General features: G+C 69.2%; 25 protein-coding genes and 1 pseudogene. 11 read left to right on the top strand and 15 right to left on the bottom strand.

From position 1 onward, the window contains the following. Positions 1-51: 51 nt before the first annotated feature. From ACGF3I_RS08860 to ACGF3I_RS08825, 8 genes are all read right to left on the bottom strand, one after another. Entirely contained in the window at positions 52-1,776 is a 1,725-nt protein-coding gene (locus ACGF3I_RS08860; protein WP_393129930.1) for a relaxase/mobilization nuclease domain-containing protein, read from the bottom strand. Next, a complete protein-coding gene (locus tag ACGF3I_RS08855) occupies positions 1,773-2,405 on the bottom strand; it encodes a plasmid mobilization protein (protein WP_393129929.1) in 633 nt (210 codons plus the stop codon). Before ACGF3I_RS08855 ends, ACGF3I_RS08860 begins: the two co-directional genes overlap by 4 nt. Next, positions 2,402-2,674 carry a hypothetical protein gene (locus ACGF3I_RS08850; protein WP_393129928.1) on the bottom strand — a complete coding sequence of 91 codons (273 nt, stop codon included), beginning with the start codon at positions 2,672-2,674 and terminating at the stop codon, positions 2,402-2,404. Before ACGF3I_RS08850 ends, ACGF3I_RS08855 begins: the two co-directional genes overlap by 4 nt. A 61-nt stretch (positions 2,675-2,735) precedes the next feature. Further along, positions 2,736-2,927 (bottom strand): hypothetical protein, encoded by a 192-nt coding sequence (locus ACGF3I_RS08845; protein ID WP_393129927.1) that lies wholly within the window; start codon positions 2,925-2,927, stop codon positions 2,736-2,738. Next, positions 2,924-4,291: a DUF2637 domain-containing protein gene (locus ACGF3I_RS08840; protein ID WP_393129926.1), complete on the bottom strand. Its 1,368-nt coding sequence runs from the start codon at positions 4,289-4,291 to the stop codon at positions 2,924-2,926. Before ACGF3I_RS08840 ends, ACGF3I_RS08845 begins: the two co-directional genes overlap by 4 nt. Next, positions 4,288-4,917 (bottom strand): WhiB family transcriptional regulator, encoded by a 630-nt coding sequence (locus ACGF3I_RS08835; protein WP_393129925.1) that lies wholly within the window; start codon positions 4,915-4,917, stop codon positions 4,288-4,290. Before ACGF3I_RS08835 ends, ACGF3I_RS08840 begins: the two co-directional genes overlap by 4 nt. Positions 4,918-5,040: 123 nt before the next feature. Further along, on the bottom strand, positions 5,041-5,802 hold the full coding sequence (locus ACGF3I_RS08830) for an ATP-binding protein (RefSeq protein WP_393129924.1): 762 nt from the start codon (positions 5,800-5,802) through the stop codon (positions 5,041-5,043). Next, positions 5,799-6,863, bottom strand: coding sequence for a hypothetical protein (locus ACGF3I_RS08825; RefSeq protein ID WP_393129923.1), 1,065 nt, complete (start codon positions 6,861-6,863; stop codon positions 5,799-5,801). Before ACGF3I_RS08825 ends, ACGF3I_RS08830 begins: the two co-directional genes overlap by 4 nt. A 1,073-nt stretch (positions 6,864-7,936) precedes the next feature. Between ACGF3I_RS08825 and ACGF3I_RS08820 the strand changes: the two genes are divergently transcribed. The 4 genes from ACGF3I_RS08820 (at position 7,937) to ACGF3I_RS08805 (ending at position 12,522) form a co-directional block, all read left to right on the top strand. Continuing rightward, positions 7,937-9,364 carry a helix-turn-helix transcriptional regulator gene (locus ACGF3I_RS08820; RefSeq protein WP_393129922.1) on the top strand — a complete coding sequence of 476 codons (1,428 nt, stop codon included), beginning with the start codon at positions 7,937-7,939 and terminating at the stop codon, positions 9,362-9,364. Between the two features lie 84 nt (positions 9,365-9,448). After that, positions 9,449-9,859 carry an acyl-CoA thioesterase gene (locus ACGF3I_RS08815; protein WP_393129921.1) on the top strand — a complete coding sequence of 137 codons (411 nt, stop codon included), beginning with the start codon at positions 9,449-9,451 and terminating at the stop codon, positions 9,857-9,859. A gap of 102 nt (positions 9,860-9,961) precedes the next feature. After that, complete coding sequence (locus tag ACGF3I_RS08810; RefSeq protein WP_393129920.1) at positions 9,962-10,918, top strand: ATP-dependent DNA ligase; 957 nt, start codon at positions 9,962-9,964, stop codon at positions 10,916-10,918. Between the two features lie 278 nt (positions 10,919-11,196). Then, positions 11,197-12,522, top strand: a complete 1,326-nt coding sequence (locus tag ACGF3I_RS08805; protein ID WP_393129919.1) for an NAD(P)/FAD-dependent oxidoreductase — start codon at positions 11,197-11,199, stop codon at positions 12,520-12,522. 31 nt (positions 12,523-12,553) lie between these two features. Here the strand turns inward: ACGF3I_RS08805 and ACGF3I_RS08800 are convergent, their stop codons facing one another. The 4 genes from ACGF3I_RS08800 to ACGF3I_RS08785 all read right to left on the bottom strand — a co-directional run bounded on the left by ACGF3I_RS08800 (position 12,554) and on the right by ACGF3I_RS08785 (position 16,226). Continuing rightward, on the bottom strand, positions 12,554-13,012 hold the full coding sequence (locus ACGF3I_RS08800; RefSeq protein WP_393129918.1) for a carboxymuconolactone decarboxylase family protein: 459 nt from the start codon (positions 13,010-13,012) through the stop codon (positions 12,554-12,556). 131 nt (positions 13,013-13,143) lie between these two features. After that, a complete protein-coding gene (locus ACGF3I_RS08795) occupies positions 13,144-13,617 on the bottom strand; it encodes a cupin domain-containing protein (protein ID WP_393129917.1) in 474 nt (157 codons plus the stop codon). Positions 13,618-13,814: 197 nt separating this feature from the next. Next, on the bottom strand, positions 13,815-14,705 hold the full coding sequence (sigJ, locus tag ACGF3I_RS08790) for an RNA polymerase sigma factor SigJ (RefSeq protein WP_393129916.1): 891 nt from the start codon (positions 14,703-14,705) through the stop codon (positions 13,815-13,817). A gap of 195 nt (positions 14,706-14,900) precedes the next feature. Then, the gene (locus tag ACGF3I_RS08785) at positions 14,901-16,226 is read right to left on the bottom strand and encodes a helix-turn-helix domain-containing protein (protein WP_393129915.1); all 1,326 of its coding nucleotides are present in this window, start codon (positions 16,224-16,226) and stop codon (positions 14,901-14,903) included. 229 nt (positions 16,227-16,455) lie between these two features. Between ACGF3I_RS08785 and ACGF3I_RS08780 the strand changes: the two genes are divergently transcribed. The 3 genes from ACGF3I_RS08780 to ACGF3I_RS08770 all read left to right on the top strand — a co-directional run bounded on the left by ACGF3I_RS08780 (position 16,456) and on the right by ACGF3I_RS08770 (position 20,473). Then, positions 16,456-17,754 carry an aminotransferase class III-fold pyridoxal phosphate-dependent enzyme gene (locus ACGF3I_RS08780; protein WP_393129914.1) on the top strand — a complete coding sequence of 433 codons (1,299 nt, stop codon included), beginning with the start codon at positions 16,456-16,458 and terminating at the stop codon, positions 17,752-17,754. Between the two features lie 61 nt (positions 17,755-17,815). Then, positions 17,816-19,060 carry a hypothetical protein gene (locus ACGF3I_RS08775; protein WP_393129913.1) on the top strand — a complete coding sequence of 415 codons (1,245 nt, stop codon included), beginning with the start codon at positions 17,816-17,818 and terminating at the stop codon, positions 19,058-19,060. Positions 19,061-19,150: 90 nt separating this feature from the next. Next, a complete protein-coding gene (locus tag ACGF3I_RS08770; RefSeq protein ID WP_393129912.1) occupies positions 19,151-20,473 on the top strand; it encodes a UDP-glucose dehydrogenase family protein in 1,323 nt (440 codons plus the stop codon). An 86-nt stretch (positions 20,474-20,559) separates the two neighbouring features. Here the strand turns inward: ACGF3I_RS08770 and ACGF3I_RS08765 are convergent, their stop codons facing one another. Continuing rightward, positions 20,560-20,913 (bottom strand): DUF6233 domain-containing protein, encoded by a 354-nt coding sequence (locus ACGF3I_RS08765; protein WP_393130205.1) that lies wholly within the window; start codon positions 20,911-20,913, stop codon positions 20,560-20,562. A gap of 446 nt (positions 20,914-21,359) precedes the next feature. On the opposite strand from ACGF3I_RS08765, the gene ACGF3I_RS08760 reads away from it, so the two are divergent. The 4 genes and pseudogenes from ACGF3I_RS08760 (at position 21,360) to ACGF3I_RS08745 (ending at position 24,666) form a co-directional block, all read left to right on the top strand. Further along, positions 21,360-22,193: a hypothetical protein gene (locus ACGF3I_RS08760; RefSeq protein ID WP_393129911.1), complete on the top strand. Its 834-nt coding sequence runs from the start codon at positions 21,360-21,362 to the stop codon at positions 22,191-22,193. A 176-nt stretch (positions 22,194-22,369) separates the two neighbouring features. Then, positions 22,370-22,837: an NUDIX domain-containing protein gene (locus ACGF3I_RS08755; protein ID WP_393129910.1), complete on the top strand. Its 468-nt coding sequence runs from the start codon at positions 22,370-22,372 to the stop codon at positions 22,835-22,837. A gap of 6 nt (positions 22,838-22,843) precedes the next feature. Next, a complete protein-coding gene (locus tag ACGF3I_RS08750) occupies positions 22,844-24,040 on the top strand; it encodes a helix-turn-helix domain-containing protein (RefSeq protein WP_393129909.1) in 1,197 nt (398 codons plus the stop codon). 21 nt (positions 24,041-24,061) lie between these two features. Further along, a pseudogene (locus tag ACGF3I_RS08745) lies at positions 24,062-24,666 on the top strand (SMI1/KNR4 family protein). Between the two features lie 349 nt (positions 24,667-25,015). Here the strand turns inward: ACGF3I_RS08745 and ACGF3I_RS08740 are convergent. Both ACGF3I_RS08740 and ACGF3I_RS08735 read right to left on the bottom strand, forming a co-directional pair. Beyond that, the gene (locus ACGF3I_RS08740; RefSeq protein WP_393129908.1) at positions 25,016-25,399 is read right to left on the bottom strand and encodes a DUF6415 family natural product biosynthesis protein; all 384 of its coding nucleotides are present in this window, start codon (positions 25,397-25,399) and stop codon (positions 25,016-25,018) included. Between the two features lie 290 nt (positions 25,400-25,689). After that, positions 25,690-26,136 carry a DUF6082 family protein gene (locus ACGF3I_RS08735; protein ID WP_393129907.1) on the bottom strand — a complete coding sequence of 149 codons (447 nt, stop codon included), beginning with the start codon at positions 26,134-26,136 and terminating at the stop codon, positions 25,690-25,692. Positions 26,137-26,216: the final 80 nt, after the last annotated feature.

The raw sequence follows: 26,216 nt of genomic DNA, 5'->3' as shown, positions 1-26,216 counted from the left end.
CACGGAGAGTGCCCCAGGTCTCTGACCTGCTGCAACTTGCACATTCGGGAATCATCTCGCCCTCGGGGGCCGGGTGTTGCGGCCGAGGGAAGGCCGTTTCGGGCGCCCAGTGCTCTGGGGCGTGGCGGTGTCGGTCTCGGGCATGGTGGAGGCGTCGGCGGGCAGGTCGGCCATGCGGCGCAGGCGCCAGACCAGGACGTCGCTGAGGGATCCGGCCGTGTCGAGTTCGCGGTGGGCGACGGCCTCGGCGAGCAGAGCGGCAGGCTCGTGGCCGGCGGCTTCGATGTTGGTGAGGGTGGCGGCGAGCGCGTGCCAGCCGGGTTCGGCGAGGATCTGCTCGGCCAGCTCTGGTGCGGCCTGACGCAGGTGGGAGGCTTGTCGGCGCTGGAGAGGTTGGGACAGACGGCGGCCACGGTGGCGGAGCACGGCGATGGGGTGCTGGGCTGCGGACTGGTAGGCCGTGCGTAGGTGTTCGGCGGCCTGGCGGGCGGCAGCGGCCTGCTGGGTGTGGTTTTTCCGGCCGTGCCAGTGGGCTGCGGCGATGACGAGGAAGGCGACCATGTCGATCACCATGGCGGTGGTGGCGCCGTCCTCTCCGCGCCCCAGGGCAGGGCCGCTGTAGACGAGGTCGCGGGCGGCATAGCGCAGCGCGCGGTCGTGCCCGCGTTCGGCGCGTACGTGGGAACGCGAGGCCCGCTCGAAAGCCCGTGCTGCCTCTTGGAGTTGCTTGCGGGTGTGGGCGGCGGAGGTCTTGGCGAGGGCGTCGAGGACTTCACCGGACGCCGCGATGAGGGCTGCTGCCTGCTGGTCGCTGCCCTGGCCGATGAGCAAGATTGCCTGCCAGGCGGCGGCTGCCGCGTGGCGCCGCGCCTGTGCCGGGCCGCTCGGCGTGCTCGCGCGGTCGTCCGGAGCAGCGGCGGCGGGGTCCAGTTGGGGGGCGGACCAGCGTTCGCGGATGCGGGGCAGGGAGAGGTCGGGGGCGAGCGTGGAGCCCGCGAAGTAGACCGGCTCGTTGTCCTCGTTGCGGTCGTCGGTCAGCGCGACCTTGTAGCCGAGCAGGTCACCGGAGGGTGCCTGGCGCTTGCGGATGAGCAGGCCGGCGGCGGCCAGCCGGTCGAAGAACTCCTCCTCGCCCGCGGCACCGGCCATCGCCCGGCGGACGGTCTCACGCAGTTCCTCGCGGGCGGTCTGTTCCCGGCCTTGACGCTCTGCTTTGTGGCGCTCCGCACTGGTGGGCCGTTTGGCGGCGGTGCCGTCGCCCGCATCAACCAGGGTCAGGCCCAACTCCTTCTCGATGAGACGGCATTCGGCCTGAGCGCGCTTGCCGGAACGGAAGTCGTCGGGGCGGCTGCCGTCCTCGCACACCAGGGTGGCGACGATGTGGATGTGGTCGTCCGCATGGCGCACGACTACCCAGCGGCAACCCGGCTCTCCGCCGCCCGGATCGATGCCGGTGGCGGCGACGACGCGGTGGGCGACGTCAGCCCATTCGTCTTCGGACAGGGTGCGGTCGCCAGGGGCGGTGCGCACGGAGGTGTGCCAGACGTGCTTGGCGGGCCGGGCGTGTTCGGGTAGCGCCTGGACGGGTTGGTCGAGCAGATGTGCCAGGTTCTTGATAGCGGTGGCGAAGTCGGCCGTGCGGCCGGGATCGGGTGCCATGCCGTCGAAGGAGGTGACGAGGTGCGGGTCGTCGTGCTCCTCGGCCCGCCCGGGACCGTACAGGTAGTAGAGCAGGCCGATGGTGCGGTCGCCGGATTCGTTGATGCTGGGGATCATGCCGGGTTCTGCTGGTGGGCGATGAGCTGGGTGGTCGCCTCGTGGACGCGGTCGGCCGCGGCGTGGACGGCGGCGATGGCGGCTTCGAGCTGTGGTGCTTCGGCGCCAGAGTTGAGTGCCTTCACGGCCTGGTTGAGATTGCTGCCCGCCCAGCCGAGGCGTCGGCGGGAGTCAAAGAGTGTGGTGATCACTTGGCGGTCATCTGCTATTTCGGCTGCGGTGCGGTCACGGTCGCGGGCAGCGCGTAGGGCGGAGCGGGCGAGGAAGCCGGCGACGGACAGGTTCGACTGGGCGGCGGCGGACTTGATCAGGGCGAACTCTTCATCGTTGAAGCGTGCATTGGGCTGGTGCAGGCGCTTCTTCTCGCGCGGCTGGCGTGGTCGCTGACGGGCGCGCGGAGCAGCGGACGAGCGACGGCGACGGCGGTTTGCTTCGTCTCTCCCCCCAGACTTCGGTCCGCCCTCGGTCGAAGTCTGCTGGACCTGCGCCCCCTGGTGCAGGTCCGATCCTGCCCACGAGGGGGCAGGGTCGGCGGAAGCTACGCTTTCGCCCCAACTTGCTCCCCGCGAGAGCGAGTTGATGCCCGGCTCAACGAAGGCGTGGGGCTGGGGTTCGTTCGGGTTCGTCATCGGATGCGGTTCCTCGTGGTGCGGGTGCGGTGCTGGATCTGCGCGGCGAGTTCGACCATGGCGATGGCGCCGTCCAGTACACGGACGCTGCCCTCGGGCGCGTGCTGCACGAGCCACTGCCCGTTCGGGCCCAGGACGGCGGCGTGCAGGAGGCGGCGGCGGACCAGCACCTCGGCCCAGGCGCCGGCTTCGGCTGCGGTCGGAATCGTTGTACGGGAGTGGCGGGAGCGGATGGCGGGGCCTCCAGGGTCGGGGCGGTGGTCCGGCATCGGGCCGGACCACCGCTTAGCGGGGATGGCACAGGCCGTTTGACCTGCGGTTATCGTTTAGTCATCCGCAGATCGGGCAGGCTGCGAAGTGCCGGCCGAGGGCTTTGGCCATGCGGGACTTCACGGCCAGGGCGTTGGTCGCGCTCGTTTTCGCCGCCTTCGTGTCCGCGCTGCGCTGCGAGTGGTTGCGCAGGTAGGTGATGTCCTGCTCGTAGCCGCTCTTGATGCGCGCGAAGCGGGCGCAGGTCCTCATCGCGATCTCCTGGTGTCTCGAGGCAGGTGGGCGAGTGCGGGGTCCGCGTACAGCTGGTCCTGGAGGACACGGAAGTGCTCGTTGCTGACGCTGATGTTGGCGTTGCGCAGGTGAGGGCGGATGGCCCGTCGGGTCATCCGGCCTTCTTCGAGGGCGGCTTTGCGCGCGACCTCGACCTTGACTTCCCACGGGACCTCTTCCTGGTCCGCAGGCTTGGTCCGCGGGTCCGACGCCGAGGCTTCATGGTCCGTGGTCCGGGCACCGTGCGGTCCGCCCCCGGAACCGTCCTCTTCCTGGTCCGCGGACGGGGCAACGTCCTGGTCCGCTCCGTGGTCCGCGGGGGTGGAGTCGGCGGGTTGGTCCGTGGTCCGCGTGTCGTGGTCCGCGGTCTCCGGGTGCTCGCGGTCCGGCATGTGGTCTGCCGGAGCTCCTTGTTCCGTGCCTGCCGGTCCGAGGTCTTCGGCCGGACCGTGTGCGTGGTCCACCCGATCGTGGTCCGTCGGGCCATGTGGTCCAGGGCCCGCCTGACCTGCGGCGTTGCTGGTCCGGCTCTCGCTGCGCGCTGCTTTCGGGCCAGCGGTGGTCCGCTGGTCCGCAGTGGGCTCACCGGGTTCCGTGACCTGGTCCGCGTAATCCGGTGCGGGGTTGGTCCGCTGGTCTGCGGGGGTAGAGTCGGCCGGTAGGTCCGTGGTCCGCCTGGCATGGTCCGCGGCCCGTGTGTGCTCGCGGTCCGGCATCTGGACCGCGAGGGCGCCATGGTCCGCCCCCACCGGACCAGGCCCTTCCGGCGGACCAGTGTGGGTGGCTCGTCCGTCACGGTGGTCCACCCCGGCGTGGTCCGCGCGCAGGTGCCCGGCGGACCCCGTCGCCTCCATCCGGACCGCCAGGTGGTCCGCGGGGGCCTCGGCAGGATCCTGGTCGGCCGGGTGGTAGCGCGTGATGAGGATGTACAGGTGAACCGCGCCGGCCAGGGCGAGTGGGGCGAGGGTGGAGAGCACGGCGACGACCGTGTCGCCCAGCTGCAAACCGGTGCGGATGGTCTGTTGGTTGAGGCGGACCGCGTGCAGGGCGTTGGCCCAGATGCTTGCTGCGGTGGCGGTACCGAAGAGGACCCAGACGTAGAGCCGGGCACGCAGAGGAGCCTCGGAGAGGACCAGCAGGGCCCGCACTCCGTAGGCGATGAAGCCGTCGAGCACGAGCGGAAAGAGGTAGGTGAGAAATCCGCGGATGTGGATGGCCACGGCCATCTGCTGCAAGGCGTCGTAACTGAGGGCGCATCCGGCCAGGCCCAGGACCACGATGGCCAGGCGGTCCCAGAAGCCGACGGGCGCGACGGCGGGGTGCGCTGCGGTGCGGTGGGTCATGCGGCCTTTCCGAGCGAGGCGATCAGGGCGTGGGACTGCACCTCGCGACCGTGCGTCGCCATGTGCTGCTCATCCGGGTCGTCGGGGTGCGGCTCGCGAAGCTCGCCGTCGTGTTCCTCCACCAGGCCCCAGTACAGGTCGCGGGTCTCGACAGCACGGGCGGCCTCGCGCATCAGGTCGCGGGTCCAGTCGAGGTCGGCATTCATCCGGTGGGCCACGCGCTCCGGGCTCCAGCCACGCAGGCGAAGATGATGGATGACGGTGCTGCGCTCCGCGGTGCTCAGCGGCACGTCGCGGCCTTGGAGGGTGGCGCGAACGCGGTCGTAGTCCAGGCGCTCACTGCGCTTCTTGAGCCACTTCTGGCGTTCCTTGTCGGTCAGGCCGCCCCAGATGCCGAAGATGACCTGGTGATCGATCGCGTAGGTGAAGCAGTCCTTCCTCACCGGGCAGGTGGCGCACATCCGCTTCGCCTCGGCGATGGACCGGCGGTCCCGGACCGTGTGGAAGAACAGCTTGTCGGCGCGGACCGGGTCCATGCCGTGGCAGGCGCCCTGCACGTGCCAGCTGTGGTCGCCGGTTCCCCGCAGGTCCGGTGCGGGGGAGTCGTTGGTGGTCTTGTAGCGCAAGGGAGTCTCCGAGGTCGCCTCGCAGGAGAGCGGCAGGCAGCACCGTGGTGCGGCAGCGTGCGGCGAGGCGGGACAGGGTGCGGCAGCCGGGACCGCACATGTGATCGGTGGCGCGGGGGCAGGTCAGGGGCGCTGGAAGCGGCGGTCGGGCCCGGTGAACTCGACGGCGGTGCACATGCCGGACAGACGGGAGAGCACGCGGTCGCCGACCTTGTCGCGCAGCACTGCCTGGCCCGCGGGCATCCGCTCGGTGCGCACGGGCGGCATGTTGCTGGTGAAGATCGTCGGCAGCCGGTTCTGGCAGCGCCAGTTGACCAGCCGGAAGGTGATCTCCTCGGTCCACTCGCTCGGCTTGGCCGCACCGAGGTCGTCGAGCAGCAGCACCGGGATCCGCATGATCCGCCGCAGCATGTACTCGGAGTCCACTCCAGCGCGCGGACGTAGATCGGCGTACAGGTCGGCCGCCGTGGTGGCGTGCCAGAGGACACCGCACCCGGCGGCGGTCAGCGCACGGATCGCACCGAACGCCTGGTGCGTCTTTCCGGCGCCGGTGGCGCCCCACAGCAGCAGGCTGGGCCCGTGGGTGATCTCCCTGCGCCCGGCGGTGCCGTAGTGCGGATTGATTCCCTCGGCGTTCGGCACCCTGGCGTTGCCGGCGATGGTGTTCACCCACGCGGCGACGTCCGGGTGCTCGGGCAGGGCCGCGCGGTAGTCGACCGGGATGCGGGCCTGGGCGGCTTCCAGGGCCGGGATGGGCTCCGGAGTGTCCGGCAGGGGACGGTCCAGGCCCGGGTCCAGGCCGCGCTCGGCGAGCTGGGCCTCCAGGCGCTCACGCAGCCGCTCGGAGATCGCGGGCTGCGGGTCGGCGTAGCGGGCGCGGGTCACAGGCGGCCTCCAAACGTGGTCGGCTCGGTGGTGGGGTTGAGGTACGGCGTGTAGGGGCTGCCGGTGCTGGCCCAGGGCCCCGCGCCGGAGGCGGACGACAGCGCGGCAGCCGACTGCGGCGCGGCGTTGACGACCTCGTTCACCAGGCTCGGCAGCACGCTGGGGTTGAGCCCCTTGGCCCGCAGCCTGTCGAGCGCGGCACGGATGTCGTCGGCCTCGAACCGCTCGTCGAGCAGGGTGTTGACCTTCCGGCCCAGATGGCCGAGGAAGTCCTCCGGAGGGCGCCGGTTGCAGCCCCGGACGTACTCGGCCACCAGCTGCTTGGCCGAGACCTTGACCGAGGCGGCGTCGGGCGCGGGCGCCTCGCGCCCCGTAAGGAAAGATCCAGGATCCAAGATCCTAGATCCAGGGCGTGACTCCTCCCGTAGTCCTCCCGTAGCTTTCCGGGAGTCCTCCGGTAGTGCCGTCTGACCTGCTGGTTTGCCCACAGACATTGAGTCGGTGTCCTCGGAGGTGGTGACCATTGCCGAGTCGGGTCCCACAGCACCCTCCGAGTTGTCGGTGGTGCGGTCGAAGGGGCTGCGGAGCCCTATGGGAGTCTTCCCGGAGTCCTCCGGGAGCCCTCCGGGAGGAGTCAGCGCCACCGTCGTCGACGCCCCCGCCCGCGTGCTGCTGGGGCAGGCCGCGCCCTGGCACTTGCCGCAATACTGCCGCGCCTGGTGAGTGGGGCATCGCGGCAGACGGGACACGGTCGCCTTGTTGATCTTCTGGTGCTGGTCCCAGGTCACGATGTGCAGCCAGGTCCGCCCGTCGCATCCCGTGTAGCGGCACAGCAGCCCGGTGGAGGCGAGTTCGTCCAGATCACGGGCGACGTGGGTGGCGGTGTGCTCCGGGCGCAGGGCCCACAGTCGCCCGGCGATGATGGCGGGGTGGTCGCGGTGCCTGCCGGAGTCGTCGGCTTGGGTCAGGAGCCCGAAGAAGGTCCGCTCTGCGGTGAGGCTGACGGAAGCCAGATCCTCTGACTCGAACGCCTCTGGCTTGATCGTGCGGATGCGTGCCATCAGGCCACACCTCCGCCACTCTGCCGGAGCGGGTGCCGACGCCCCCGTCCGCTGGCGCAGGCGGGGGACAGGGGGCAGCCTGCCGCGCTGGCCGGACGAACCGACCTTTTGCGCAGGGCAGCGCGCATGCAACACTCTCCTCTGAAGTGAGACCCGCTCCAGGGCGTGTTAGGGATTGCTTGGCCCGGTGCGGTGAAGGTGGGTAAATCTCCGGCCCTTGCACGGGCAGGAGTGCCATTTGACGGTCGGCGTCCGGGAGTTGCACCTCTCGGGCGCCGCCGTTGTTTTCGGGCTACCTTGTCCAGCTGGCTCGTGGGAACCGCATGTCGCTCCTCCTGGCGTCAGACGCCGGGCGGGAAGCCCGGCGGGGGACGACGAACATATGCGGGCCCTGCCACAAGATCCAGACTTAACTAAAGGCTGCGGTACAAGTCGCAGAGGGAGGCCGCCGGCACCTACGTCTGCGGGCGGAGGCCGCTGGTCGTGATGCCGACAGCCCTCGGAGCCCCCCGAGCGTGCCGGAGATGATCTGCACTGCTGCACCCCCTCGGGCCTTCTGCCACAACGTGTTGAACCGGCTGGTCAGGAGGATTTAAGCCAAGCCGCATGAGGGGCGTCAACGATGATCTTTTGCCCGATTTGCGCGCATAGATCAACCTGTAGAGGCGTGCTCATCGATTCGCTTACGGAGCCGTAAGTCGCGTGCCCCGTAAGCGGAATGAGCCACAGCTAGGCGCGGCTCTGTGAATTGTCCGAGCTGGTCTAGACCGGCCGCGGAGGGATCGGACGAAAACCGGCAATCTTTTGCCGGTTTCGTCGACTGATCATGGAACGCGCGCCGAGATGTCCCGTTCGGTGTTTATCGCCTCCCGATCACGGTCGGTTGGTTCAGCGGTAAACAATTCATGCCGAACGAGGCGTGGGGGGCGTCACACGTGGTCGAGACCGTCCGAATGTGCGCGTATGGTCGTATATGGGAGACGGCGGGGTGGGGGTCAGCTATGTGCGCTGGCTCCCCTTTTTCATGCCCGGAACCTGGCGTCTCCGGCCCGTACGGACGAGGAAGGATCTCAATGCTCGCGAAGGAACCGGACCAGCCCGACACCAACGGTGCCACGGAAGAGGGCACGTTCGACACAGACGCGGAGCAGCACCTCGACGGGGTCGGTACCGAGTCCACATCCACGTCCGCACGCCTCGCGCCCGCCGGCCAGTTCATAGGCTTCGGCGCGATGCTCAAGCGCTGGAGGAAGGCTGCCGGCGTCACGCAGGCCCGTGCCGCGCGCACCCTGGGGATCAGCGAGCGCAAGCTGCGCGGCATCGAATCGGGCGCCACGCCGCGCTTCACAGAGGAACAGTGCGACGCACTGGTCGAGCTGTTGGAACTCGACTCCGAGGACCGCCGTGCGCTGTTGCTCCACAACGTCGGCACGTATCTGCGCTCCGCAGAAGGGCAGCCCGAGGTGGGGCCGGCGCTGCGCCTGCTCATCGACCAGCAGATGCCCAGTCCTACGTACCTCAGCGACAGGAACTGGAACATCCTCGCGTACAACCAGGCGATGGCCGAGACCTGGCCGTGGGTCATGGAGCCGAAGGCCAACCTGATTCGCTGGGCTCTGACCACGGCCGAGGGGCGCGCGACCTATCACGACTGGCACAAGCACGCCACGGTCTTCGTGCGGATGCTTCGCTTTGCGGACAGCACCCACGGTGATGATCCCGATCTTCGGGAACTTATCGCCGACGTCAAGAAGAACCCCGAGATCCGCCGCATCTGGGACGCGGACGAAGATTTTGTGGAGCACCGCGACGGCCACGTATTTCTCGCCACCGTGCCGACGCTTGACTACCGCACGATCGAGATCGTCAGCCACGTCGCATACCCGGCGATCATGCCCGACTGCCGTTTCGTCGTCATGACGTGGGTCGAGGCGGGCGCCGAGGTGGCGCCGGACGCCCAACGGGATGCCCTGGGTGGCGTCCGCGGCGCCTGGGCAGACGAGACTCACAACGGCACACGCGAGCGGGACCGGGCCCAGGGCCGCATTGCCGAGGCAGACCGCCTGCGTGCCGAAGACCTGCGCACGGCCCGCCGCATGGTCAGCAATGCTGCTCAGGCCGCGGCCCTGGCGGGCGAGGACCGCATTCCCCTGCCGGCCCTCAGCCACCTCATGGGCCCCGACGCCCAGCTGACGCTCTCGCCCTCCAAGCGGAGTGTGTTCTGGGCCGTGGAGGAAAGCGCCGGCCAGTGGGGCGTCACGGAAGTGGCTCCCAGGACGCTGATCGCGCGCGTCCCGCGCGATGTGCTGTCCGGCGTGAGGCTCAAAGAGATGAAGCAGCTCGTACGTATGAGCCTGCCTGCCGCGCCCCGTGCAGCCGCAGCACGCATCGAAGCACTCCTCCGCGAACGTGACATCGAGCAGCGCGTGCTCCGCGACGTTCTGGCGGAGTTGCCGCTGCGCGACGACGACCCGTCGAACCGGCTCCACGAAGCTGGCTAGGTCTCGACCCGCGCAACGGTGCGGGGAGCGTGGTCACGGCCCTGCTTGCCGCATATCTGCCCTTCTCACCGAAAGAATCCCAACGTGGACAGGTACACCTACCCCTGCCCGTTGCGCTGGGCTGACGCCGACGCGTACGGGCACGTCAACAATGCGCTGTTTCTTCGCTTCATGGAGGAGGCGCGCACGCGGATGTTCCAGGAGATCCTTCCGGCGAACGATGAGGACCGCCGTCGGCACGCGTTCGTCGTGAGCCGTGCGAGCCTCGAATTTCGAAGCCCACTGCACTACCGCCAGGACCCGGTCGACGTGCACGTCTGGGTGACGCACAGCCGGGCAGTCTCATTCGAGCTGGCGTACGAGATCCGGGATACGGACCAGCTGTATGCGGAAGGCACGACCACCATCGCCGCGTACGACCTGGTCACCAGCCGCCCTCGCCGCCTCTCCGACGCCGAGCGCGCGTTCTTGTCACGCCACGCCGGAACCTCTTAAATCCCCTGACGGGCCTCTGATCGGACAGCCGTCTTGGGCGCGCGGTGTGCTGAACCGCGGCGTACATGTAGGGGTGTGCAGTTGAGACCGCCGATCGAGCCCATGCTGGCTCGCAACCTGACCAAGTTGCCGGCAGCCGCCGACCTGGCCCGGTACTCGCTTGAGGCGAAGAGCGACGGCTATCGCTTGATCACGTTCACCGGCGTTGATGGGGTGCTGTTGCAGACCCGCCGTGGTGCCGATGCGACCGAGGCGTTCCCCGACATCGCCCGCGCAGCGATGGGTGCGGGCGAACTGGTCCTGGACGGCGAACTCGTCGTGCCTCACCAAGGCCGGCTGGACTTTCTACTGCTGCAACGGCGGGCAAGGCACACCGGACGGGGTGCGGAAGCCATGGCAGCGCAGTTCCCAGCCGCGGTGATGGTCTTCGACCTTTTGGAGGCTGCTGGGGCCGTGCTGCTCAACCAGCCCTACGTCGAGCGCCGAGCCCTCCTGGAGGAACTGTTCGACCACGATGTGCTCGGCCCGCCGTGGAGCCTGTGCCCAGCCACCGACGATCCGGCCACCGCCTCCCAGTGGCTCACCCCGGAATGGGGGCGCGTGGGCATTGAGGGCCTCTGTCTCAAGCCGAAGACATCCCTATACAGCCCAGGCGTCCGTGGCTGGGGAAAGCTGCGCTCGTTCGAGAGCGCCGAAGGCATCATTGCTGGGGTGACTGGCCCTCTCACCTCGCCGGGCACCTTGCTGCTCGGCCGTTACGACACGGACGGACGTCTGCGTCTCATCGCCCGCTCGACGCCGCTGGCGCGAACTGCCGCTCGGCAGCTCGCGGCGGTCTTGAGCGCGGCCGACTGCGGACACCCCTGGGAGAGTGCCCGGTTCTCCGCCGGCTGGGGCTCCAACGAGGCGTTGGTCTTCCGACCGGTCGAGCCGGAGGTGGTGGTGGAGTTCCGCGCGGACACCGCAATCGATGCTGGCCGGCACAGACACCCCGTACGGTACTTGCGAATCCGGAGCGACCTCACTGCAAAGGATATTGAGTCTATGAACCCCGACTGAATGCAGTGGGGCTACGAGCCTGGATGTCATTCGCTGCCAGGCGCAAGAGTGTGGAGCCCCACCTCATTAGCAAAGGGGTGTGGGTGAGGCGAAGGGCATAAGCCAGTTCGTTTCTGGGCCTGCCTGTAGTCGGGTTGCGAATCCCGTTATCGTTGTCTACCCGGCAGGACCCGAAAGATCCGAGAGAACGGGCCTGGGTGGCGGTTGACGTGCGGGGCGGTGGGGGCGCTGCGAGTATGAGCGGTAACCGCTTCCCTCACCGGCCCGGAGTGTGTCGCATGCCCCGCCCGCGGATTCTTGTCATCGGTGCCGGTTTCGCCGGCGTGGAGTGCCTGCATCGGCTGGAGCGGCTGCTCAAGCCCGGGGAGGCGGAGTTGGCGCTGGTTTCCCCGCACGACTACCAGCTCTACCTGCCTCTGCTGCCGCACGTGGCGGCGGGTGTTGTCACTCCGCAGTCGGTGGCGGTCTCGCTGCGGCGGCGGCTGCGCCGTACTCGCTACGTGCCGGGGTTCGCCCTGGGGGTGGACACCCGGCGTCGGCAGGTGGCCGTGCGCACCGTCGAGGGGGCCGAGTGGGAACTTGGCTACGACTATTTGGTGCTGGCCGCGGGCAGCACCACCCGGTTGTTCGACATTCCGGGCGTCACCGAGCACGCGCTCGGGATGAAGACCCTGGCCCAGGCCGCGTACCTGCGGGACCACGTGATCGGTCAGCTGGATGCGGCTGCCGCTACCACGGACCGGGAGGAACGGGCCGATCGATTGTGCTTCGTGGTGGTGGGTGGTGGTTACGCGGGTACTGAAACGGTCGCCAGCCTGGAGCTGCTCTCCCGGGCGGCGGTGCGGCGATTTCCGCACGTGGACCCGTCCCTGCTCCGCTGGCATTTGGTGGACATCGCGCCGCGGCTGCTGCCGGAGATAGGTGAGCGGTTGGGATCGGCCGCCATGGGGGTGCTGCGCGGTCGGGGCGTCGAGTTCAGCCTGAACACCAGCGTGGCCCGGGTGACCCCTCGCACGGTGGAGCTGACCGACGGCCGGACGCTGCGCACCCGAACCTTGGTGTGGACGGCGGGCGTGGTGGCCAGTCCGCTGGTGCACACCGTCGACGCCGACCTGGTGCGCGGACGGCTGATGACCACTGCGGAGATGACGGTGCCCGGCGCGGATGGCGTGTTCGCGGTGGGGGACGCCGCCGCCGTCCCGGACCTGGCCAAGGGGGACGGCAGCATCACCCCGCCCACCGCGCAGCACTCCCAGCGCCAGGGGAAGGCGGTGGCCCGCAACGTGGCCGCGCGGCTGCGGGGCACCGAAATGCGGCCGTACTTCCACCGCGATTTGGGGCTGGTGGTGGATCTGGGCGGCGGTTACGCGGTCTCCCGGCCGTTGGGCGTGGAGCTGAGCGGCCTGCCAGGGCAGGCGGTGGCCCGCGGCTACCATCTGATGGCCCTGCCGACCGTCACGGCCCGTACCCGCGTGCTGGTGAACTGGGCGCTGAACGCCACCACCGGCAGCGACTTCGTCAGCACCGGATTTCAGAGCGGCCGTCCGGCCACGCTGCCCGATTTCGAGCACACCGACGTGTACCGCCGGGCCAAGACCGTGTAACGCGTTCTCGCTGCCGGGGTCCGCGCCGAGGTCAGCCGGCGACGGTGAAGCGGCTGGCGATAGCGACGCGGTTGAAGGCGTTCATCAAGATGGCCAGCCAGATGACTGCCGAGACCTGGTCTTCGGTGAGCACGGCCGCGGCGGCGTTGTAGTCCTCGTCGCTGACGTGTCCCTCCGATACCCGTGTGACGGCCTCGGTCAGGCGCAGGGCGGCGCGGTCGGTGTCGGAGAAGTAGTCGGTCTCCTCCCATCCGGGCAGGACGGCGATCCGGTCGGCGCTCTCACCCATCTTGAGGGCGTCGCGGACGTGCATGCGCAGACAGAACGCGCAGCCGTTGATCTGGGAGGCGCGGATCTTCAGCAGCTCAACCAGGAGCGGGTCTAGGCCCACAGCGGCAGCAGTCTGTTGCACCTCCTCGGACAGGGCGGTGAGGGCCTTGTAGGAGACGGGGTGCTGCTTGGCGACGTTGACGCGCTGGGTGTTGTTCATTGTTCCTTCTCTGGTTCGTGTGGCCTGCGTCGCGCCTTTCGGGCACGACGAGGAGGCGACGTGTGTTCGGGTAAGGAGAGGGACGGAAACAGGTTGGGCAGAGAGTTGCCGGCCGCTGTGTGGGTGCTCGGCTACTTCGGGTCGTCGGTCTTGAGTGCTTCGCCGGGGTTGGCGATGAAGACGACGAGGAGCTTGGCCGGCTTGGTCGTGCTGGTGTTCTCGGCCTGGACGTGGTGGGCGCCGGGCGGCTCGACCCAGTTCTGGCCCTGGTGGTAGGTGGTGGTGGGCTGGCCTTCGAGCGTGCTGCGTACGCTGCCTTCGAGGACGTATGCGTAGGCGAATGCCTGGCCGTGCCGGTGCGGGACTGCGCGGGCGTTGGGCGGGAAGTCGACGATCGCCGTGGTGAAGGTCTTGCCCTTCACGTTCGGAAGGTTCTGCTGGAGCAGGGGCTTGAGGGAATCGGTGGGGTGCTGCGACGTGACGGCCGAAGTCGACGTCGCGGTCGAGGTGTGGGTGTGGGCGGCTGGGGTGGAGTTGCCGCAGGCCGTGACCGCAGCCAGCGTGGCAACCGCTAGGAGACCGCCGGCGATCCGCATTCTGATCATGATGGGACAGATCCTTGGTCGGGGGGAGCGACGCAAGCGCGCAGCCCGCTCACAGGCGGGCTCGCGACGGCTCGTTGTCAGAGAGCCGCAGAGGCGGATGGTGCTGGTCGGCACGATCGATCTCACCTCCGCGTCCTTCGTCGCCCGTTTTTTCGTTCTCACTAGGGAGACGAGGTAGCCCCGGCGGGTGTGACAGCTCAGACGCGCATGAGTTTGTCGGGATTGACGACCCTGCGGTACGCGGTGATCAGACCGCTCGTGATCTGGACCGTGTCCACGGAGTGGATCCGGCCGTCGCGGTAGAAGACCATGGCAAGCTCACCGCCGACCTCGGCGAAGACGATCCGGTCCACATGCCACTGCTGTCCCACACGCACGAGGGTCTCGGCGACGCGGACACCACCGTGAATGAGCTTGCGGGCCGCAGACACCTTGCCGCCACCGTCGGAGACGAAGACCGCGTCCGGATGCAGGAGCCGCACCAGGCCGGCCAGGTCCCCGGCCTCGTACGCGGCGCGAAAAACCGCCAGCACGCGTTCACGCTCCGCCTTCGGCGCCTGCGGCGTGGACTCCTTCGCCTTGGCCACCCGCCGCCGCGCCCGCGAGGCGAGCTGACGGGCGCCCGGCGCGGAGACATCCAGGACGTCGGCGATCTCGCCGAACTCGACACCGAAGACATCGTGCAGGACGAAAGCCACCCGCTCCGGCGGGCTCAGCTCCTCCATGATCAGCAGCATCGCCGAGCTGACGGACTCGTCGACAAGCACCGGCTGCGACGCGTCCGGCCCCGTCAGCAGCGGCTCCGGCAGCCACGGCCCTACATAACTCTCCCGACGGACACGAGCGCTCTTGAGGATGTCGTACGACCGTCGAGCGGCCACCGTCACCAGCCACGCCCGCAGATCATCAACGTCCCGCAGATCCGCTCCGGCGGCGCGCAACCACACATCCTGGGTCACGTCCTCGGCATCGGCCACGCTCCCCAGCAACCGGTAGGCCACGCCGAAGACCGCCGGCCGATGGCTCTCCCATCCAGCTCCGAGCGGGTCCTCGCGCTCAGACCGTCCGGGCTCGTGTCCATCACGCATGAAGACCGCGACCTCCTCCAGCCAGGGGATTCAGCGTAACCATCTGCCCCGTAGTGGCTGGCCCCGGCCCCGCCACGATAGCCACCGTCGAGTCCTGCGCCGCCGCACCCGAGCGGCAAAACCGACCGGACGTGCACCATCCTGTAAATGATCTTTGAGCCACTTCGTTTCGCTGAGTCAGGCGGGCCGGAGGACCTAGTCCTTAAGGCCCGAGCGGGCGGCTAGCCCCCTGAGCTCCCCGGTCGTACGGCCGGATACGAGAAGTCCCTGGATCATTGACTTCACGGCGGGGCGGGCGTGCGTTTCTTCTGGGGCGACGCGTTCGGCGGCGAGCAGGGCGCGTACGCATTCGTCGCGGCGCCCCCAGGCGGCGTACGCGGTGGCGACGTCCGTGTAGTAGCGGGCGCGGCGCTCGGCGGTAGGGAGTTCCTGCGGGGCCAGGGCCTGCGCGGCGGCGAGGGCGCGGCTGGGGTCACCGGTGGAATTCTCGGCCGAGACGAGGTGCAGCTGGACGGTGGCCGGGCTGAATCCGCCGCCGTGGTTGCGCAGACGGGTAGTGCTACGCAGGGTGGTGGCGATAGCGGCGGCCTCTTTGGTGAGGTCGCGCATGCCTTGGGCGTCGCCGCCACGGGCCGCGGTGTAGGCGGCGGACTGCACGAGCAGCCCGCGTTGCGCTGTGCCGTCGGACCCCGCGGCCCGCAGGCGGGGATCGTCCGCCGCGGTGAGAGCCAGGGTCATTGCCTCGCGGGCCCAGCCGGCCCGTCGGGCCAGGACCGCGAGCTGCCGGGCGGCCTCGGTGGACTGCATGACGTCGCCGTGAGCCTCGGCGTACTGCCGGGCCCGGTCGGCGGCCATCCATCCGAGCTGCTGCTCGTCGAGCTTGACGAGCATGCGCGTGGCCAGGATGTAGGCCCCGGCCAGTTCCCGCTCCGCTCCCGCCCCCTGGGTGTGGCCGGCGCGGATCGCGGCCGGAAGGCGGTGCGCGAGGCTGGTGTAGTCACAGAGGTGGAAGGCGGCCAGCGCCCTGTCGAGCTCCGTCGCGGCTGGTGCCTGAACCGGTTCGGTCGGGGAGATGCCGAGCATGGCGTCCCGGAGCCGGCCCACGAGGACCTTTTCGACCGGGACCTGCTCCTCAGCGGCGGCCGGCAGGGCGATCCCGGTCGCGGCGGCGGCCGTCATGGCCAGGCCCGCCGCGAGCACGTTCCGCCGCGCGAACCCGTCCCCGTCCTCCTCGCGCTCTCGACTCGCCTGGACTGCGGGCAGGCGCGGCCAGCGACTGGGCGCGCTCGTTTGGCCGGATCGAGTCGTGGCGGCTCTGGGGGACAGTCCCAGGTCGGCTGGGGCGATGCTGAGCGCTGTCGCGAACCGCCAGAGCACATCGACGTCCGTCAGCGGAGAGATCCCGCGCTCGTAGCGCGACACCTGGGCGGCCGAGTAACCAGCTCGTGCACCCAACTGGGCAAGGGTCAGGCCGAGTTGCTTGCGGACCCGGCGTACGACGTCTCCGGCATCGGTCGTCATGTCCGGCTCCTGGTCCTTTGTTCGCTCGAGTGCCCGATATGGGCCCTGGGGCAGGGTGCACCTCTTTTTGCACCTCATGCAAGGCCCTTTGCGGTCAGAGGCAACGCTCTGTCAACGCCATAGGCCGGCGCGGTCTCATCAGAACACCGAGGAGGCACGCGTCCCCAGATCCTTCGGATGAACCAGCCCTCTCCCTTACTCGACGAGCGCATCCGCGAGGAGGCCCTTCATGGATCAGTACCTGTCCCACCGTCGGCGACTGCTCACGTCATCCAGACCCTTACCGGACTTCGAGGTCGTGGGATCCGACGGCGCATGGCTGCACCGTGCCGACGGCCAGCGCATCCTCGACGGATCGAGCGGCCTCTTATGCGCGAACGTAGGTCAGGGTAGCCCCATGGTCCTCGCCCGCATCGAGCAGCAGATGACGCGCTATTCCTTCGGCGGGGCCGCCGTCGTCCAGCCTCGCGTCCAGCTCGAACTGATGGAGCGTCTGTGCCGCGCGGTCGGCCGGCCCGAGGACTACGTCGCGCTGACCACGTGCGGGACGCTCGGGGTGGAAGTCGCCGTGGGGCTCGCGCGGAACATCACCCGGGTCCGCGACGGCAAGACGCGCGGGGACATCCTGACGTCGAACCTGAGCTACCACGGCAACAGCGTCTTCACCCTCGGGATCGCCGGCAACCAGATCCGCAACCCCCGCCCGGAGGACCGGTACGGACTCGGCCCGGCCTTCCCCGCGCCCTACCCTCCAACGCACGGCCACGCCCACGAAGGGCACGGCTGCGATGCGTCGTGCGCCGACGAGGTGGCGCGGGCGATCGACAGCCGGGGCGCGCAGAACGTAGCCGCGGTGCTGATCGAGCCGGTCAACGGCAGCACGGGCGGCGCCTTCGTACCTCCGGGCGGCTACCTGCGGCGGGTCTCGGAGATCTGCCGCGAGCGCGGTGTCCTGGTCATCCACGACGAGGTATTGACCGGGCTGTGGCGCACCGGCACGCCGCTGGCGAGCCAGCACTGGGACGGGTGCGAGCCCGATCTGGTGATCCTGTCCAAGGGCCTGGGCGGCGGCTACGTCGGCGTCGGCGCCGTACTCGTGTCGCCGGAGATCGCGCCGCTCCTGCGGCACAGGGACGCGGACCCGCTGCCCGCGATGGGCACGATGGCCGCCCATCCCCTCCAGGCGGCGGTCTGCCTGGGGGTTCTGAACGAGCTGGAGTCCCTGGACTTCGGTGCTTTCACCGCCCGTGGGGAACGGCTCGGCCGGGCTCTGCGGTCGCTGACCGGCTGGGAACCGGTACGGGACGTACGCGGCATCGGCCACCTCTACGGCGTCGAGGTGACGCCCGGCCTGCTCTGGCCCCTGATGCAGGAGTGCGAGCGGCGCGGCGTCTTCTTCTACCCCTTCACCGGCGCCGGCGAGCCCCGAAGTGAGGGCCTGGTTGTCGCACCCCCGCTGACCTCCAGCGCCGAGGACATTGACGCCCTGACCATGGCGCTCACCGATGCGGTGGCCGCCCTCAGCTAACCCCCGGCCCGGCCCCCGCACGGGGGCCGGCCTGTCGTGAATCAGAGTTCGAGGAGACGACATGCAGTTTCCCGTCACGGTCATCGACCAGCTCGACGAGGACCAGCTCCGCAAGTGGCACGACTTCTACGGGGTGACCGCGGACCGGCCCCGCTTCGTGGAGGAGGGCATCTGGCGGCGCACCCAGCAGGAGGAGACCGCCGCTAACTCCGGCTGGACCGGCGAGGGCGACGCCCGGCGTCGCATCGTGCACTACTGGCACCAGTTCGGACTCGTAGACACCGCCGCAGCGCCGTCGCTGGCCATGCAGCAGCTGTACCTCTACCATTCGGTGGCCGCGCCGCAGACCGAGATCGAGACGGCGTGGGAGGAGAACCACGCCATGCTCGCCGAGGGAGGCTGGAAGGAGACGGGGCCCGGCCGGTTCGAGTTCGGTGACCTGCGCGTCCACATGGTGCGCGTCGAGGAGCACCCGGAGGACCTGCGAGCGGGCCGGCGCCTTCCGGACGACTACGAGGTCATCGACACCATGTTCACCTCGGTCAACACCTTCCCGCCGCGCGCGATCCGGCGTAGGCCCTGGGAGGTCCTGACCCACGGCGTCCGGGTCAAGGACACCCCCGGGCAGCCCATCTACGCCGACGACCTGGCGCAGCTCACCGACTTCCTGCCGTTCCAGGTCGAGGCCGGCTGCGGCGTCTCCTACGAGGCCGGGATCCCGCCCCTGCACCGGCTCCACGAGATCTACCACGTCAACGAGATCGAGGACGAGCAGCTGCGCAAGGGCTTCACCTTCGTCCTGGCCCCGGGACGGGACCCGCTGCTCGCAGAGATGTTCCTCGACACCGAGAACAAGGTCGGTGAGCTGTCGGACATGTACCGGGCGTGCTTCAACGCCGAGGTCACCCCGGCCCTGCGGGCGCTGAAGCGCCTGGAGGAGGCCGAGCACATGGTCGGCCCGTTCATCACGAACAACTTCGACGCGCTCGGTGCCCGCGCCGGATTCGAGGAGGAGTTCATGCGCCGCTACGACCAGCGGATCCCGCCGGTCACCTTTCACCCGGACGCGAAGGCGCTGGTCGTGATCGGGCTGCACGCCGACCGCCGGTGGGTGGCCAAGCGGGCGCGCGCGGCCGGGCTCAAGGTGTTCATCGTCGACCCGGAGGGGTTCCCCCGTCCGGACGGTTCGTGGTTCGCCTACCCGCTGGAGGCGCCGCAGACCGGTGACGTGGTCGTACGGCGAACGGCCGCCGATGCGATCAGCGACCTGGAGCGTCTCTTGGATCTTGGCGGAGCCCAAGCCTGAACTCCGGGGCCGGGGAAGGGCGTTAGCCTCTGAGTCTGCCTGTTCCCCGGCCCCGCACACGGGCCTTCCCTCCAGAGTGAGAGTCAAGGAATGCGCGTTTCAGTAATCGGCTGTGGACACCTCGGCATCCCGCACGCGGCGGCGATGGCCGAACTCGGTCACGAAGTGCTCGGTGTCGACGTCGACCAGGCCAAGGTCGACAGGCTTAACGCGGGCCAGTGCCCCATCTACGAGGCCGGGCTGCCCGAACTCCTCGCCCGCCACACCGCCGGCGGTCAACTGCGGTTCACCACCGACGTCCGCGAAGCCGCAGCCTTCGCCGAGCTCCACTTCATCGGCGTCGGCACCCCCATCGACGCCGACGGCCGCTCCTACGACACCGCGCAGGTCTTCGGCGCGATCCGCCAGCTCGCCCCCCACCTCGACCGGCCGTGCACGGTCGTCGGCAAGAGCACGGTGACCGTCGGCACCACCGCACAGGTCACCGCGCTAGCCCACCGCCTCGCCCCCGCCAGCGAGCGCGTGGAAGTCGTATGGAACCCCGAGTTCCTGCGCGAAGGCCACGCCGTCGAGGACACCCTGCGCCCGGACCGCCTCATCGCCGGCGTCACCACCGCAGAAGGCGAGAAGGCCATCCGCGCGGTGTACGCAGGGATCATCGACGCGGGCGTGCCCATCTTCGTCACGGACCCGCAGACCGCAGAACTGGCCAAGGGCGCCGCAAACACCTTCCTCGGCCTGAAGATCTCGTACATCAACGCCGTCGCCGATATGTGCGAGGCCGCAGGCGGCGACGTCTCCCAGATCGTGGACATCCTCGGCATCGACCCCCGCATCGGCGCCGACGGCATGCGGCCCGGCATCGGCTACGGCGGCGGCTGCCTCCCCAAGGACGTCCGCGCCTTCACCGCGAGCGCCCGGCAACTCGGCGCCGATCAGGCAGCCACCCTCCTGCGCGCCGCAGAGGTGATCAACGAACAGCGCACCAACGTCGCGCTGAGCCTCATCACCCGCGCCCTGAGTGACCGCCCCGTCAAGAACGCCCGGATCACCGTGTGGGGAGCCGCGTTCAAGCCCGGCACCAACGACGTCCGCGAATCCCCGGCGCTCGCCCTCGCCCAAGCACTCCAACAAGCTGGCGCCACGGTCACCGTGCACGACCCGCAGGCCGTGCCTACCGCAATGATCCGCAACCCGGAACTCGACTACAGCGAAGACCTGGCGGAATCTCTGGACGGCGCCGACCTCGTCGTCCTGGCCACCGAATGGCCCGAGTACCAGACGGCCGACCCTCACGCCTTGGCCAGCCGTCCCCGCACCGCCCTGCTCGTTGACTGCCGCACTACCCTGGACGCCCAGAGCTGGCGCGAAGCGGGCTGGACCGTCCACCAGCTTGGACGCCCCGCACAGTAGAAGCGCGAGCAGTGGCCTCCGGCCGGACCGCGGCGCCTCGATCGCAAGTGCCCGATCCGGCCACGCCCCCCGAAGTGCCGGCGGGGTTAGAGATCGCTTTCGGCCGCGCTTGCACGCGGGCCAGGTCTGCTGAGGCCGAGGCTCCCCCAGGGGGCACAGACAGCGCACATCTCCAGATCCGGGTGCCGTTCCGCCATGACTACAACATCATCGCGTTCCAGCAGTTCGCCGGTCCCGCCCCTGGCGCCGAGCGCGCAACCGCCCCGGTGGAGGATCGGATGTCCCTCCGCTGCTCTGGCTGCCTGCAGCACCCAGCGCCGCTCGCGTCGCGCGACCTCCCTGCGACGCTGCTCCTCCGCCTCCCGGCGCTCCAGGGCATGAATCGTTTGCTCTTCCTGCCTCAGCTGCCACTCCAGCCAGTCCCTCACGGCGCGGTGCATCTGAAGCCGCTGGGACGTGGGCATCTCATACACAGCGCTCACCTGGCACTTCTTCAGGTGCCAGATCAACCCCAGCGGAGGTCGAGGCGCAGAAGAAAGGCGCCAGGGTGGCGGTCGTCGGCATGCCTAAATAGTACGCATGTTCTAAGCGGGAGCGCTGTAAGCACGACGGCGCTGCCGCAAAGTTGCGGTCGGGGAGCGCTTGAGGTGGCGGATGAGCGCCGTGGTTGGCGGGATGAGCAGTCGGCTTGGCGGGCGGGTGTGCCGACGAGTTGGCGGAACGGAGCATGTGGGTGTGCAACGCTTCGTTCAACGGGGCCTCGATTCCGGCCTTCCGCGATCGCCTCTGAACATGCAACGACATGCTCCTGCCTGCCACGCGACAAGGTGTGCGCTGTTCCGGTCTTGGCGGTGCTCGTGTGCCACTGGGTGTGCACGATGTTCGAATGGACGGACAGGATGTGCAGACTGCGTTCACGACACTGGGGGCGGTCTTCTCGGGGGTGGCTGCTCTTGCCGCTGTGATGGTGGCGCGCTGGCAGACCACGTTCGGGCGGCGCCTCGCCCTGGAGTCGATGAGCACGCAGGCCGCCGTGGAACGGCGGCTGCGGCTGGAGGCGGAGCGGTGCGCGGCGTGGAGGGCGTTCCTGCGCACCTCGGATGCTTTCGCCGACGCGGTGTGGCGGCTGAAGGAGCTCGACCCGCTGTCGCGGAGTGACGAACTGCGCGCCAGGAGCGAAGCGCTGACCGAGGCGTGCGCGGGACTGCGGATCCTTGGCCCCGACGCGGTCGTCCGCCATGCGGAGGCACTGCGGGGTCGGTGTTGGCTCATGGAACGGTACGCGGCCAGCCGAGCCGTCGTCCGGTCCGCACTGGAGGCCCTGGAGCGACGGTGGTGTCCGGGAAACGCGGAGCGGTGTGAGGAACGATGTGAGGGCAGCGACGCACACAGATGCGCCTGGTTGGCGTACGAGATGCTCGAAGGCTGGGGCGACCGGGACGAGGATGACCGCCCTGACGACCTCGGCTTCCTGGAGTACCTGGTCAGGGAGAGCGGCGTCCTCGCGGTCGCTGGCGCCCCAGCCGAGGGCGGCGTACAAACGGAGGATGACCTGCGCCGGCTCCTGGGCGTTGCTCGTAACCCTGTGTCCTGGCGCCTCCTGTCGGCAGAAGACCGTTGGTTCCGACCGCGTACCGGCTATGAGGAGGGCCGCAGCGCGTTCGTCAGCTCGGTACGCGCCTTCTTGGACGAAGCCGGCGGGGCGACGACGGGATTCTAGGGTGCCTTCCGACACTGCCCGGTGGGTCCTCAGGATCGTCACATGGGTTTGCCTCCCGCTGCGAGGACGGGCCGCACCGCCACGGGCCAACATTCTGCATATGGAACCTCCGGCGCTCCTGACTACCGTGTTACGTTCCGATCGCCCCTTGCACACCCCGTTGGACGAGGAACCTCATGCCGTACACGCCGCCCTTGTGGCCCGTCTCGGTCAAGGGCGTGGTGCTTGACGCCACCGATCGCGTCCTGCTGCTGCGCAATGAACGAGGTGAGTGGGAGCTGCCGGGCGGGCGCCTGGAGATCGGCAGCCCGGACGGCACACAAGCTCCCGATGCCAGGCCGGAGGCCGCCGTCGAGCGTGAGATCGCCGAGGAGACGGGCTGGACCGTCACCGCCGACCGGATCCTGGAAGGTGGAACGTGGATCTACGAGCCCATCCCCGGGCGGAGGGTCCTGATCGTCACGTACGGTTGCCGCAACCTGACACCGGGCATGGAGCCGGTGATCAGCCACGAGCACAAGGAACTCGCACTGTTCACGGCGGCCCAGGTGCCGGCTTTGAACATGCCGGACGGTTACAAGCGGTCGATCGCCGCGTGGCTCCAGCTGCACGCACCCGGCGTGGTCGAATGCGAACGGATGTAGCAAGGCATGGCTGAACACGGCCTTGTCACCCGCAGCGAGAATTCCCCTACTGCCCTGGTGCGCCCGCTCGCGCAACATGCCGAATGGCACTGGGCGACCCAGCAGGCTCAGACCATCCTCAACAGCCGCGAGCTGGGCGTAATCCTGCGCTTCTACCGCGGTGTTCACGGTCTCAACCAGACTGACCTCGGAGCGCTGCTGGGCTACGACAAGACGTACGTGTCGGCCCTCGAACTGGGAAAACGACGCATCGACGACATCGGATCCCTTCGCCATATCTGTGCCCAGCTGCATCTGCCCCCGCACGTCTTGGGGATCACCGACCCGGCCGACGCCGACCACCGGGCGATGATCCAGTTCGGGGCCTCCACAGTGCGCCTCGCGGAGATCGCCCGGCAATCCGGCCACGCCTCCGAAGCGGTCTCCGAGCTGTGGCCCCTGGTGGCCCGGCTCGAAGCACGCCTGGAGGAGGGACGCGATGAACGCGAAGTCCTGCATTTGCTCGGCCGCGCCCGGATCGGCCTGGGCGTCGCCCTGGGCAACGTTCTGCCGGAGGAACGACTGGGCACCGCAGCCATCTGGACACTCAAGGGCCTGGCGCTCGCCGCCTACGCCGACGATCCGCAGTTCACCGGGTACGCACTGCGGATGCACGGCAACGAGTGCCGCAAGGCGGGCATCCGCGGAGCGGCCGTCGACCGCCTCGTCCGCGCGGTCGCGCTCGCCCCCGACGATGCCGCACGGGCCGCAGCCCTGCCGCTGCTGGCACGCGCGGCCGGCGCCCTGGGCAACGCGTCGCTGTTCGACCGGACGATCCAGCAGGCCGAGCAGCTGCTGGACAGCGTCCCGCACACCAGCTTGTTCAATCCCTTTGCCCTGCACGAGATCCGCCTGCGCGGCCTGGCGGACACCGGCCGGCTGGAAGTCGCCATACGGCTCACCGAGAACGGCCCGGCGCCCACCCTCGCGGTAGCCCCCCAATGGAGGGTGATCGAGTTGATCACCGTGGCAGGCATCATGCTTGCAGCCCACGATGTGCAGGGCGCCACCACCGCCCTGAACTCGGCCGTTGGCGAAGCAACGGCGCAGCGGTTGCCACACCAGCTCCAAAGGATCATGCGCACGGCCGGGAGCAGACTGCCCGGGGTGCATGGAGCCGCGGAACTTGCCCTGGAACGGCTGCGCGGAGAGATGGCCGCATAGGCCGTCTCTTCTGGTTCTTGCATGATGATTGGCATGAACACGGAAACCTGCGACCCGGCCGAGTTGGCCAGCCTCCGCGAGATCTTCGCGCTCCGTCCCGAGGCGGCGCCGCCGGCCGGCTGGGAGGCCGTGCGGTCCTTCGAGGCGGAGCACGGCATCGTGCTGCCGGAGCCGTACCGCACGTTCGTGGCGGAGGTCTGCGACGGCCTGCGCGCCGGGCCCCCTACTACGGACTGCTGCCCTTCGCGCAAACACCCTCGGACTGGGGCTCCGACCGCCCCGAGCGCCTGCTCGCCGAGCCGTTTCCCCTCACCGCGACGTGGATATGGGAGAACGACGAGGAAGACGAGGACGCACTGCTGGAACCCGAGCTTGAGGCCCGGACGGACGCCGCGTCCGACCACGGCTCCCTGGTGCTGGGCACCGACGGCTGCGGCATGTACTGGCACCTGATCGTCACCGGCCCGCAACGCGGTCACGTCTGGCTGATCGACGAGTACGGCGCAATGCCCTTCGGTACCTCGCCGGGCACCTCCCCGATGCCGGGCACCCCTGGCTTCACCGGATGGGTAACCCACTGGGCCCAGGGCCGCTCCTGGTTCGCTGCCGGTCACAGCGCGGACTGAAATGCGGACGCCCCGGGGACGCCGTCCGAGGTGCTGATGACACGCTCCACGATGGCCGGCCTACAGCCCGACTGACGGGCGGCGGCCCGCAGGGCAAGGGAAGCTCCACTCCTGCACGGCGTTCCCTGTGAAAGGGGGGTGCCGGCGGCAGAGCGGAGCACGCCCTCAGTCGATGCCGGCGGGGCGAGGGGAGCGGGTGATGCGGTCATGAGGGGCGCCTCCGGGGGCGGGTCGGATTCCGTTGAGTCGGTGTGAAGGGGAGGGGCAGGTCCCTTGGGCCGATCACCGCGAAGGATGAGCCAGGCCATGGGCCCGAGGATCGAAGCGACCAGAGCTGCCCCGGTGGGGGTCATGTCCGGGGGAGCGATGCGGCGAGGATCAGCAGGGCGAAGGCGACGGCGAAGACGGCGCCGCGCAGCGTGTTGATCTGCGGCTTCCGCCATCGTCTCGACCTGCATGGTGACGGGGGCACGCTGTCGACCTGGTTGTGGGGCCGCACGATGGCCAAGAGTTCCTGGGTTGCCTCGGCCAGATGAACCAGATGAACTCGGCTTGGTACGTAGCCGTCGGGTGCAGGCGCCGAGGCGAGCCGCTGGGCGCGGCGCACCGCCGGCCCGTGCGGCGGCACGGCGACGCTCAGTCGGATGATGTGGCCGCGCAGCCGTCGCACGAGGTCCTCCACGTCGGCCGGCTTCTCAGGAAGCGGCGAGTCCTCGTCCAGCACGAGCGCCACCGTCTCCGCGGCTGCCGCTGCCTGATCCCGCTCATACCCAGGCCCAGCAGACCCCGGGCCCCGCCCGTCAGGACGACGAGACTGAGGCGTGCCCAGCCGGGGCGCGAGCGGATAGCGCATGAGTCAACTCCGTTGCAGAGAACACATGATGGGGGCCGAAGCCGGGGAAGGTGAGGGCCCTAGTCGGGCGGCCAAGCGCTCGGCCGGAGGTCGCACGCCGAGTCCTGCGCGACCGACCTCGGACGGCTGCGAGTCCGAGGCCAGCCGCCCCGTGCGTACGGCGGCCTGGGTCAGGCTGTGAGAGCGCCGCTGCCGGACACGGCGGTGAACTCGTCGTTCATGATCGCGTTGAAGCGGCGCGTCACAGAGTCGGTCGCCTCCTCCTCACGGAAAGCACCGAAGACCTCCCAGTAACGCCGTCCGACCGGAACCTTCATCACGTGCCGCGCCTGAACACGCAGCGAGTCCTTGGTCAGCAGGCCGACACGGAACTTCGCACACAGAAAGGCGATGACCCTGTTGGCCTGCCACAGGTCAACGTGCTCCTCGGCCGACAGCTCGCCCTGCGCCGTTGCCCACAGCTCCTGGAGCTTGGGGCTGTTCACGGCCTCCTGGAGCCACGCCTGGTGCATGGCGACCGCCTGGAAGTCGAGCTGCTGGCGGTGGTGCCTGTGCGACAGCCCGACGCCGACGGCTCCGACAGTCGCGAGGATGAGAGTGGCGTGTGCGGTCTTCATCTGAAATCGCTTTCGTTGAACAGGAGTTGAGGACGCGAGAGGAACAGTGCTCACCGGAGAGGGGGCAAGGGTGAGCGGTT

The sequence above is a fragment of the Streptomyces sp. NPDC048111 genome (genome assembly GCF_043202815.1).
In the GTDB taxonomy this organism is placed as follows: Bacteria; Actinomycetota; Actinomycetes; order Streptomycetales; family Streptomycetaceae; genus Streptomyces.
Note: the sequence above shows the minus strand (reverse complement) of the source record. Positions and strands in the feature narration are given on the sequence as shown.

What these genes read in the sequence shown, in the direction of transcription:
- ACGF3I_RS08795 (WP_393129917.1), bottom strand. Translation starts at nt 13,617, where the DNA reads ATGATCAGAATGCGGATCGCCGGCGGTCTCCTAGCGGTTGCCACGCTG.
- ACGF3I_RS08860 (WP_393129930.1), bottom strand. Translation starts at nt 1,776, where the DNA reads ATGATCCCCAGCATCAACGAATCCGGCGACCGCACCATCGGCCTGCTC.
- ACGF3I_RS08755 (WP_393129910.1), top strand. Translation starts at nt 22,370, where the DNA reads ATGCCGTACACGCCGCCCTTGTGGCCCGTCTCGGTCAAGGGCGTGGTG.
- ACGF3I_RS08780 (WP_393129914.1), top strand. Translation starts at nt 16,456, where the DNA reads ATGGATCAGTACCTGTCCCACCGTCGGCGACTGCTCACGTCATCCAGA.
- ACGF3I_RS08805 (WP_393129919.1), top strand. Translation starts at nt 11,197, where the DNA reads ATGCCCCGCCCGCGGATTCTTGTCATCGGTGCCGGTTTCGCCGGCGTG.
- ACGF3I_RS08775 (WP_393129913.1), top strand. Translation starts at nt 17,816, where the DNA reads ATGCAGTTTCCCGTCACGGTCATCGACCAGCTCGACGAGGACCAGCTC.
- ACGF3I_RS08855 (WP_393129929.1), bottom strand. Translation starts at nt 2,405, where the DNA reads ATGACGAACCCGAACGAACCCCAGCCCCACGCCTTCGTTGAGCCGGGC.
- ACGF3I_RS08800 (WP_393129918.1), bottom strand. Translation starts at nt 13,012, where the DNA reads ATGAACAACACCCAGCGCGTCAACGTCGCCAAGCAGCACCCCGTCTCC.
- ACGF3I_RS08765 (WP_393130205.1), bottom strand. Translation starts at nt 20,913, where the DNA reads ATGCACCGCGCCGTGAGGGACTGGCTGGAGTGGCAGCTGAGGCAGGAA.
- ACGF3I_RS08810 (WP_393129920.1), top strand. Translation starts at nt 9,962, where the DNA reads ATGCTGGCTCGCAACCTGACCAAGTTGCCGGCAGCCGCCGACCTGGCC.
- ACGF3I_RS08850 (WP_393129928.1), bottom strand. Translation starts at nt 2,674, where the DNA reads ATGCCGGACCACCGCCCCGACCCTGGAGGCCCCGCCATCCGCTCCCGC.
- ACGF3I_RS08845 (WP_393129927.1), bottom strand. Translation starts at nt 2,927, where the DNA reads ATGAGGACCTGCGCCCGCTTCGCGCGCATCAAGAGCGGCTACGAGCAG.
- sigJ (WP_393129916.1), bottom strand. Translation starts at nt 14,705, where the DNA reads ATGCGTGATGGACACGAGCCCGGACGGTCTGAGCGCGAGGACCCGCTC.
- ACGF3I_RS08825 (WP_393129923.1), bottom strand. Translation starts at nt 6,863, where the DNA reads ATGGCACGCATCCGCACGATCAAGCCAGAGGCGTTCGAGTCAGAGGAT.
- ACGF3I_RS08750 (WP_393129909.1), top strand. Translation starts at nt 22,844, where the DNA reads ATGGCTGAACACGGCCTTGTCACCCGCAGCGAGAATTCCCCTACTGCC.
- ACGF3I_RS08770 (WP_393129912.1), top strand. Translation starts at nt 19,151, where the DNA reads ATGCGCGTTTCAGTAATCGGCTGTGGACACCTCGGCATCCCGCACGCG.
- ACGF3I_RS08785 (WP_393129915.1), bottom strand. Translation starts at nt 16,226, where the DNA reads ATGACGACCGATGCCGGAGACGTCGTACGCCGGGTCCGCAAGCAACTC.
- ACGF3I_RS08840 (WP_393129926.1), bottom strand. Translation starts at nt 4,291, where the DNA reads ATGACCCACCGCACCGCAGCGCACCCCGCCGTCGCGCCCGTCGGCTTC.
- ACGF3I_RS08735 (WP_393129907.1), bottom strand. Translation starts at nt 26,136, where the DNA reads ATGAAGACCGCACACGCCACTCTCATCCTCGCGACTGTCGGAGCCGTC.
- ACGF3I_RS08820 (WP_393129922.1), top strand. Translation starts at nt 7,937, where the DNA reads ATGCTCGCGAAGGAACCGGACCAGCCCGACACCAACGGTGCCACGGAA.
- ACGF3I_RS08760 (WP_393129911.1), top strand. Translation starts at nt 21,360, where the DNA reads ATGGACGGACAGGATGTGCAGACTGCGTTCACGACACTGGGGGCGGTC.